9 protein-coding genes are annotated in these 8,654 nt (G+C 60.6%); 7 read left to right on the forward strand and 2 right to left on the reverse strand.

What is annotated here, in order from left to right; all coding sequences use genetic code 11:
- Positions 1–80: 80 nt before the first annotated feature.
- From ATE70_RS22930 to ATE70_RS24580, 4 genes are read left to right on the forward strand one after another with little or no spacing between them, the layout of a single operon-like run.
- Positions 81–2,147, forward strand: a complete 2,067-nt coding sequence (locus ATE70_RS22930; RefSeq protein WP_231732813.1) for a strawberry notch C-terminal domain-containing protein — start codon at positions 81–83, stop codon at positions 2,145–2,147.
- Positions 2,144–2,518, forward strand: a complete 375-nt coding sequence (locus tag ATE70_RS22935) for a type II toxin-antitoxin system prevent-host-death family antitoxin (RefSeq protein WP_231732814.1) — start codon at positions 2,144–2,146, stop codon at positions 2,516–2,518. The genes ATE70_RS22930 and ATE70_RS22935 overlap by 4 nt, the downstream gene beginning before the upstream one ends.
- On the forward strand, positions 2,511–2,906 hold the full coding sequence (locus ATE70_RS22940; RefSeq protein ID WP_058539813.1) for a type II toxin-antitoxin system PemK/MazF family toxin: 396 nt from the start codon (positions 2,511–2,513) through the stop codon (positions 2,904–2,906). The genes ATE70_RS22935 and ATE70_RS22940 overlap by 8 nt, the downstream gene beginning before the upstream one ends.
- A 37-nt stretch (positions 2,907–2,943) precedes the next feature.
- Entirely contained in the window at positions 2,944–3,405 is a 462-nt protein-coding gene (locus ATE70_RS24580; protein WP_082640033.1) for a MucR family transcriptional regulator, read from the forward strand.
- A gap of 317 nt (positions 3,406–3,722) precedes the next feature.
- Here the strand turns inward: ATE70_RS24580 and ATE70_RS24585 are convergent, their stop codons facing one another.
- Both ATE70_RS24585 and ATE70_RS22945 read right to left on the reverse strand, forming a co-directional pair.
- Positions 3,723–4,130: a type II toxin-antitoxin system PemK/MazF family toxin gene (locus ATE70_RS24585; protein ID WP_082640034.1), complete on the reverse strand. Its 408-nt coding sequence runs from the start codon at positions 4,128–4,130 to the stop codon at positions 3,723–3,725.
- Position 4,131: 1 nt separating this feature from the next.
- Positions 4,132–4,617: a helix-turn-helix domain-containing protein gene (locus tag ATE70_RS22945; protein WP_058539814.1), complete on the reverse strand. Its 486-nt coding sequence runs from the start codon at positions 4,615–4,617 to the stop codon at positions 4,132–4,134.
- Positions 4,618–5,057: 440 nt separating this feature from the next.
- Between ATE70_RS22945 and ATE70_RS22950 the strand changes: the two genes are divergently transcribed.
- From ATE70_RS22950 to ATE70_RS22960, 3 genes are all read left to right on the forward strand, one after another.
- A complete protein-coding gene (locus ATE70_RS22950; RefSeq protein ID WP_058539815.1) occupies positions 5,058–7,106 on the forward strand; it encodes a ParB/RepB/Spo0J family partition protein in 2,049 nt (682 codons plus the stop codon).
- A gap of 461 nt (positions 7,107–7,567) precedes the next feature.
- On the forward strand, positions 7,568–7,762 hold the full coding sequence (locus ATE70_RS25310) for a hypothetical protein (protein ID WP_058539816.1): 195 nt from the start codon (positions 7,568–7,570) through the stop codon (positions 7,760–7,762).
- Positions 7,759–8,580, forward strand: a complete 822-nt coding sequence (locus ATE70_RS22960; protein WP_058539817.1) for an ArdC family protein — start codon at positions 7,759–7,761, stop codon at positions 8,578–8,580. The genes ATE70_RS25310 and ATE70_RS22960 overlap by 4 nt, the downstream gene beginning before the upstream one ends.
- Positions 8,581–8,654 lie beyond the last annotated feature (74 nt).

Here is an 8,654-nt window from a genome sequence, read left to right on the forward strand (position 1 = left end):
AATGTTCCGCAGCTTTGCAGGACTACGCCGCGTTCCTCCGCATTACCGCTTCCTCGCGATAAGCGATCATCCACCGGAATATGGAGGAAGCGCTTGCCGCCGCCGGCGTGGTTGACCGGCTAACCGGTGCTACGCTCAACGGCCAAGCGCTATCCGCCGCCCGCTCGCGCTTCGAAAGTGCCAAGCAGCGCTTCTTCTCCGCACTATTGCTCGCAATGAAACTGCCGAGTCTCCTGCCGGCGATCGACGACGCCCTCCGATCAGAGCAGAGTGCCGTTATCCAGCTCGTAACGACCAGCGAAGCCTTACTCTCCCGCCGCCTCGCCGATCTGGATCCCGCCGATCGCGCGGAGCTGGCGCTGGACCTCTCGCCCCGCGAGCTCGTCATGGATTACCTCGAAGCGGCGTTTCCGACCCGGGCTATGGAGATCATCAGCGATGACGACGGCAATGAACGCTCGCGGCCGCGCTCCGACGCCGACGGCAATCCGGTCCACAGCGAAGAAGCATTGCAGATCCGAGCTGAGACACTCGAGCTGCTTGGGGCCATGCCGCCGATCGCGCCCGCCCTCGATGCCGTCATCGAACGATTTGGTGCCGACGCTGTTGCAGAGGTGACCGGTCGGACCAAACGCCTCGTCCGCTTGCCCGATGGTAGCCAGAAACTGCAGTCGCGCTCGCCATCGGCTTGCATGGCTGATGCCGACGCATTCATGAACGGGGCCAAGCGCATTCTCGTATTTTCCGATGCTGGCGGAACGGGACGATCCTATCATGCGAGCCTTGATCACCAGAATCAGCAGCGCCGCGTTCATTTTCTGCTCGAGCCAGGCTGGCGCGCCGATCGGGCGGTGCAGGGGCTCGGCCGCACCAATCGGACCAACCAGGCGCAGCCACCCATCTTTCGTCCGGTCACGACCGACTGCCGCGGCGAACGCCGGTTCATCTCGACGATCGCGCGCCGCCTCGACGCCCTCGGTGCCCTAACCCGGGGCCAACGTCAGACTGGTGGGCAAAATCTCTTCGACCCGATGGACAATCTCGAAAGCGACTATGCCAAGGATGCGCTGTTGACCTGGTACCGACTACTGCACCGCGGCAAGCTCACCAGCGTCACTTTCGGGGATTTCTGCCACCGGACCGGGCTCCGGCTCGAATATGAGGGTGAGTTGGTCGAAAAGCTTCCGCCCATTCAGCGCTGGCTGAACCGCATCCTCGCGCTGCCGATCGCAATCCAGAATGCGATCTTCGACGAGTATCTCGGCCTTGTTGAAACGCGCATCGATGCCGCGAAGACAGCTGGTACGTTCGATGCCGGCGTCGAGACGATCCGCGCCGACAAGGTGACGATCGTCGATGAAATCATGCTTCGTCAGGGCGTCGACCCATCGACGTCGACACGCCTGCTCACCGTCGAAGCCGAATGGCAGCGCGAGATGCGCTCGCTGGCCGATGTCTCCGCAATGGCCGAACGCTTCGGGACCCGGGCATCTCGCCTTCGGAACGGTCGCTCTGGTAAGGTTGCCCTGCAAATCCCAGCTCGAACGCGCTTGACCGACGCGGGCGAAGCAGTGGCGACGTGGCAGCTCCACCGTCCCGGTCACCATCAATCTATCACCGCCGGCGACCTTGAGGAGAGCATGTGGGAGCCCGTCGATGCCGAAACCTTCGGTGACTGCTGGACGGCCGAGTGCGACGAGCTCGGACAAAATCCGCACCGCGAGCGCTTCTTTCTCGCAACAGGCCGCTTGCTCCCAATCTGGAACCTGCTCGGCGACGATCCGGAAGTGCGCCGCCTCGTGACGGCCGACGGCCGTGCATTGCTTGGGCGCATTGTTCCGCACGGCGATGTGAACCCGCTGCTCGGCAAACTCGGCATCACGGGCGGGATTACTCTCGCGCCCGCCGAAATTGTCGCCGCCGCGTGGGAAAGCAAAACCGTAATGGTCGGTGGCAGCTCAGGGCTCACGCTTGAACGTCGGCGCGTAAACGGCGAGCCGCGCCTCGAGCTCCGCGGATTCGATCCTCGATCATTGCCGACACTTAAAGCGAAGGGCTGTTTCACCGAAATCATCCAGTTCAAGACGCGCTTGTTCGTGCCTGTCTCGCGCGCCGCCGAAATCGTCTCGGCATTGGCGGCAATATGAATCTGGCCATTTTGGCAATTTTAGCTATATTCGAGCTTCAGGAGATTCTTATGACAGCACCAGCCATCATCCCGGATCGTGCGCACCGCGCCAAGGTTACGCTCACCAACTTCCACAATGCCACGGGAGAGATCCTCGATATGGGCCTGAGGGCGCCGGTTACCATCACCAAACATGGTCGACCACATATGACATTCGTCGACGCAGGCTATTTCGAAAGGCTGGAAGAGATTGCGGCGGGTAATATCCTGGCCGCTCTCGATCGCAAGCATATCGCATCTGCGGACATGCCCGACGACGTCGCGGCGCTGATCGCTTCGCAGATCCCTAGCGAGGAAGAGATCGCGAGCGGAAAATGGAAGAATGGCTGATACCCATTTTCCGGCAGTCGGCGAAATCATCAACTATGTGTTTCTCTTCCACCATGAGGCCCAACATCGCGATGAAGGCGTGAAGGAACGGCCGTGCGTCGTCGTTGCTGTCGATGCCGCTAAGCGTCAGGTCATTGTCGCTCCGCTCACAACCAAAGGCGAACGCTATCCGAACACTCTGCCGGTGCCATCGGTGGTCGCAAAAGGGGCCAGTCTGTCGGGCGCTACCGCGGTCGTGCTCGACGACCTCAATATCTTCACCTGGCTCGGCTATGATGTTCGACCGCTGCACGATACCGACAGCGTTTATATAGGACGCTTTCCGCCGGGCTTCACGGCGAGTATAATGCAGAAACTGCTTGCAGGGCGGCCCACCAATCGGGATTAGGACGCCGGGCGCAACCTAAATATTAGGAATAAGACAAATGAACGATATTCCTCAAGATGCGGGTGATCTGCTCACCCTCACCGCTGATATTGTTGCCGCGCATGTCGGCAACAACAGTGTCGCGATCTCAGACCTGTCACTTCTTATCAACAATGTGCATGCCGCGCTTTCCGGACTATCTCATCCCGCTGAAAAGCCTGAGGAACCCCTTGTGCCGGCTGTGTCAATTCGTTCTTCGGTCAAACCCGACTACATTGTGTGTCTCGATGACGGAAAGAAGCTCAAGATGCTTCGCCGGCACCTGATGACCCACTATGGTTTGACGCCGGATGACTATCGCGCCAAGTGGGGCCTTCCCGCCGATTATCCCATGGTTGCGCCCAACTATGCCGAAAAGCGCCGGGAATTAGCTAAGGCAATTGGTCTCGGCACCAAAGGGCGGGGAGGGGGCCGTAAACCTGCTCGTGTCAGTGCTAAGGCAGCAACCGTGCGAGGCTGATCGTCAAACTGGTCGGCGGGGTTGCGATGACGTTGCCCCGCCACCACTTCCGGTATCTCGGGGATGCAATTCTATCGATGGCGATTCGGGCGAAGTGCGAGTCTCAAAGATTGAGCTTACGCACGCGGATTTGGTCGGCGAATGATAGAAAACAGTAGGATCTAGGGGCTTAGAAGAACCAAAGGGAGCCGTTAGGCTCCCTTGGTCGCTTAGTTCCCTACTGGGAAACGGACACTCCTAGGGGAGGCCGCATATGCACCCCATATAGGCAACCAATCGTAGTTTTTCAATTAAAATCTGAATCGGAGGGAGGCCCCCTATGTCGCAGGCGTGGTTGGCGTAGGCAGCCAGTCCAGGACTAAGCGCACGATATCGTCAAATTCAGCTTCCGGCATTCGCACGATTCCGGCTTTATCGGGAACGAGCCTGCTAACTGCCACAGTTGTCATCTTATCACAGATCGCCCACGCCGCGCGGCCATCGATCGTCGTTTGAAGCGGAACAGCCCATTTGTTGCCCGGCTGTGCCTGCGTTGAACAGGGAACAACTGTGACGGCGCCGTGAAGCGTATTTCTGTATGACAAGATGATCACAGGCCGACGCTTCCAAAATTCAGGAAGCTGTGCGTCCTGCGGGAAATCACACCAAAGCAGCTGGCGAATTTTTGGCGCCGCGACGAGCCGCGGTACTACCTTTGGCGGTGGCGCCTGAGGGTGAGCCGTCATATTATCCTTCCTCGCTTTTCACCAATCGGAGCTTCGGCGCTCCGCGGCGATTCTGACGGCGCTTTGCCAATTCCGCCTTGTCCTTCTTTTCGGCGAGCTTTTCCTCGGCGAAAGGCTTTGCAGCCTTAATCAGGCCGTCCAGATGGTAGATGTTCGTTTTGCTCCCCGCTTCGGTCCGCCTCTCCTCGCGCCGGACGTAACTTGCGGCTTCCAGCGCAGCGATGTGCTTTTGAATCGTGCGAGGATGCACGTTCATTGCTTTTGCCATCGTGTTTTTCGAGGGGAACGGTTTTCCTTCCGCCGTCCACCATTTGCTTGCCAGATAAAGCACAATGTTCAGATCAAGCGGAGAGAGACCGAGCTGCCGCTGGTTCTCGATAATAACACTGGGCAAAGCGGTCCATCCCGCATCCATTAGCGGCTTGGACCACTTCTTTTCATTCGTGCGCAGTTCGGCGCTACCGCTCGTTTGCTTTTTAATCGCCATCGGATTATTCCTTTCGTGACTGGAATATGTCCATGCGTGAGCGGACAATCAAGTTTGAGGGGGAGAGTCCCAGGGCGCGGGGGGAGGGCATTAGAGGCCTCCGGCCCCAAGCCATTGGAGCCTTGGACGGGGGAGCCTCGAGGGGCCTACGAATCAGATAGCCCAGTCAACCAGTATCCGTTCAACCGTATATCCCGTTGCAAGCAACCGAGTAACCTTCGGGTGGGCGGTCCACGGGCCTCCCCCCTTTTGTGTTTTTGGGGCTCCCAGCGCCTGATCCGCCATAGGTTCATAGCGCCAGCGCGCAATGCTCGCGTGCCGCGACTGGCTTGGCGCGCCGGCGGCGCGCCAATGCTGAAAGAGGAGGGGGAAGGGAGGGGGCGAGGCCCCCTGGGAGTTAAGCCCATGAACCGGGTCTCGGTTGTTACCGGAGATTCATCATGCAGACCCAGCAAATTCCCTTCAGCAAACTCCGCCTCTCGCCGGCCAATGCGCGAAAAAGCTTCAGCCAAGCCGGCGTGGAAGCCCTCGCCATCTCGATCGACGCATATGGCCTGCTACAGCCAGTGATCGTCAGCCCGGCTCCGGACAAGAAATCGCTCTTTTATGTCCACGCAGGCGGCCGCCGCTGGCGCGCGATCGCGAAGCTCATCGAGAGCGGCGAGCTCCCCAAAAATGCAACGGTCGATGCCCGTGTGTGCGATGACGAAACGGCGGCGCTCGCCGAAGAAATCAGCATGGCCGAGAACCTCATTCGCGAAGCGATGTCGCCCGCGGACGAATGCAGTGGCTACCGCGCCATCATCGAGAAGGGCGCCACCGAGGAAGATGTTGCCCGTCGGTTCGGCGTGACTGTCCGCCACGTTCAGGGACGACTGCGCCTCGCCGACCTCGCAGAGCCGATCTTCAATGCGCTGGCTGCAAGCGAGATCACTCTCGACGTCGCCAAAGCCTATGGCAGCACGCCCGATCGCGACGCGCAACTCGCCAGCTGGAACTATTTCAATGGCCACTCCCAGGGCACGAACCCGATGTCCATCCGCCGGCATCTTGCAGGAAACGCGATCGATGCGACCAGCGCTGTAGCGTTACTCGTCGGCGAGGATGACTATGTCGCGGCAGGCGGCCGTATCGAACGCGATCTGTTCGCTGGCGATGGCGAGGGCAAATGGCTCGACAGCGAAATTGCCGAGACGATCGCGATCGAGCGACTCGAACGAGAAGCGGAAGCCATTGCGATTCGCGAAAATCTCGCTTGGGTCCGACCGGTTCTCGCCACCCACGTTCACTATGAGGCAACCGAAGCGCTCCGCGACTATTATCGGCCGCGCGTCCCCCTATCGGACGAAGCCCAAGCCCGAATGACGGAGATTGGGGAACGACTGCAAGCAATCGAGGAAGAGATCGATGAAGCGCCCGACCAAGCCACAGTCAATGCCCTCGAAATCGAGAATGCAGGGCTGGAATCCGAATATGATGAACTCAGCAATCGCGCCCATTACATCCCCGAAGAAGATCGGCCGCACGTAGGCACCTTCCTGCTGATCAACGCCCAGGGCGAACCTGTTCTGTCTCCGCGCTACTATTCAACGGCACCGGCGAAACGAGCAACGGCGACCCCCAAGACCAGCAAGCCCGGGGAACCCGGCACGATCGATGATACGCTGCCGCGCGGCCTCGAAGAACACTTGGCGAAAGATCGGCGCGACGTTCTGGCACTGCACGTTGCGCAGGATCCGAGCCTGGCGCTCGATCTCACCATCTTCGGCCTCGCACGAAGGTTCACCGGGCAGCCTGCATACAACGACACTGGCGTCATGGTGATGATCGGCGAATTGTTCGATCCGGGCGGCCTGTCAGGTGTCCCCTTGTCGACCGCACTGGAAGAACTCGAAGCAGTTCGTACGGCATTGCCTGGCGAGTGGGCGGCGGCCGAGAACAGCTTCGCCGCGTTTCTTGCCTTCCGGGCGCTCGATGAGGCCGACAAGGCAGCTTGGCTCGCTTATGCGGTAAGTCGCAGCCTCAAAGCCAGCCTTACAGCCGGCGGACACGCCAACGCCTTCCAAACAGGGCTTGGCGCGTTGCTCGAGATAGATACGGCTGCATACTGGCGCCCCGGTCCCGAAAACTTCTTCGACCGCATCCGCAAGCCGCAGATCCTCAGCATTCTCGGTGGCCTCGATCCCGAGCTGCCCGGACGCTACGCCAGCGCGAAAAAATCCGAGCTGTCGTCGACCGCGGCAAAGCTCTGTTCCGGCGAGGCGATCGTCACACCCGAGGTCAAAGCGCGCGCGCTCGGATGGATCCCCGACGTGATGTCGTTCACCGCGGCGGATACACCCGGCGAACCCGAAACGGCCCCGGTGAACGATGACAGCGGCAAAGATCAGGCACCGATCGACAATGGCGGTGACGAAGACGTCGACGACACGAACCCGGGCGTGAACGATGTCGCTGCGGCCGACGAGGCAATGGCCGAAGCGGCCTGACACCTCGCGAAGCGGCGCGGAAGCAAGGGTCTCGGCTTCCAGCTGGAAACCTGCCTCCGCGCCGCTCTCGAACTTCCGAAATTTCTATAGTGGAGTCAACATGATGGCTGATCGCGTATCTGCATCCATCGTCATCGGCGGCGAACTCGCGTCCGACGATTTCATCACCCTTTGTCGGCTTATTGTCGAAGACGACCTCGCCATTGAATGGGACGGCGAACCGTTCGCTCCCGGACACCGTACCGATGGGGAACCGCTGCGCCTATTCGCTCACGAAGTAACTGGCGGCCAATTCGAGACGCTCGAGAGCTGGTGTATCGCGCACGCCGCTCCCCTTCGTTCGCTGGTGTGGCGGTTATACCGGAGCCTGGCTCCCCGAACGCCTCGTTTTCACCGGCACGGGGGATCCCCAATCCTTTGCCGCCCACGAAAACGACAATGTCGTTGCTGACCGCGAAACGGTGAACGCGCTCGGCGGAGGCCGGGCGCTGCACGCCTGGTTCGATGCCGCCGACTTCGTGGTCCCACCGCTGATCATCATGGCTGACTCCGACGCGGAGACCGATGCGATCTCCCGCGCTCGCGCGGGACAGGAGGAAAGCGGGGGAGGGGACGGGGAGCAAGGCTCGCAGCTTCAGAAAGGAACCGCCGCATGAAACCGCGTCACGATATTTACAGCAGCATCACTTCCCAGCTCGTCGCCGCCATCGAGGCCGGTGCGGGCGAATGGCGGATGCCGTGGCACCACAAGGGAACTCCAGTGATGCGGCCGACCAGCGCCGCGGGCCGCGCCTACTCGGGGATCAACCGGCTCGTCCTCTGGGCGTCCGCCGATGCGCATGGCTTCGCGTCCGGTACATGGGCGACGTATCAACAATGGAAATCGGTCGGCGCTCAGGTCCGCAAGGGCGAGAGCGGCACCCATGTCATTCTCTGGAAACGTCAGGAGCGCGACGAACCAACCGCCAGCGAAAACGAGGGCGATGATCGCGCCGCGCGTTTCTTCGCCCGCGCGTTCGTGGTGTTCAACGAGGCACAGGTCGACGGCGCCGACGATCAAGTGGAGGAAGCCGAAGCACCGATGCCGGTGCGCATCGCGAATGCAAAGGCAGTCCTTGAACGCGCGGGCGTTCCCGTCACCTTTGGCCTCCACGACGCTCATTACCGTCCCCAAGAGGACAGGATATACATGCCCTCGCGATCGGCCTTCGAAACCGACGAGGGCATGATCTCGACGCAGGGGCACGAATTGGTTCACGCCACTGGCCACAGCACCAGGCTCGCTCGCGACACCCTCCGCGATTATCACAAGGAACGCGCGATCCGCGCTCGCGAAGAATTGATTGCCGAGATCGGGGCCAGTTTCCTAATGGCCGATCTAGGGCTCGCTTGTGCACCGCGGCCCGATCATGCCGCCTATGTCGCGAGCTGGCTAAAAGCGCTCGAAAAGGTCGCGTCCGTCAAGGTGGTGTAATTTCGGCTGTGGCCGTGGGCCATCGTCAGGCGGCTTTGGCGGTGATGTGTAGGGGCTGATTTTCCTCCTCGATC

The sequence above is a fragment of the Sphingopyxis sp. H053 genome (genome assembly GCF_001468225.1).
Lineage (GTDB): Bacteria > Pseudomonadota > Alphaproteobacteria > Sphingomonadales > Sphingomonadaceae > Sphingopyxis.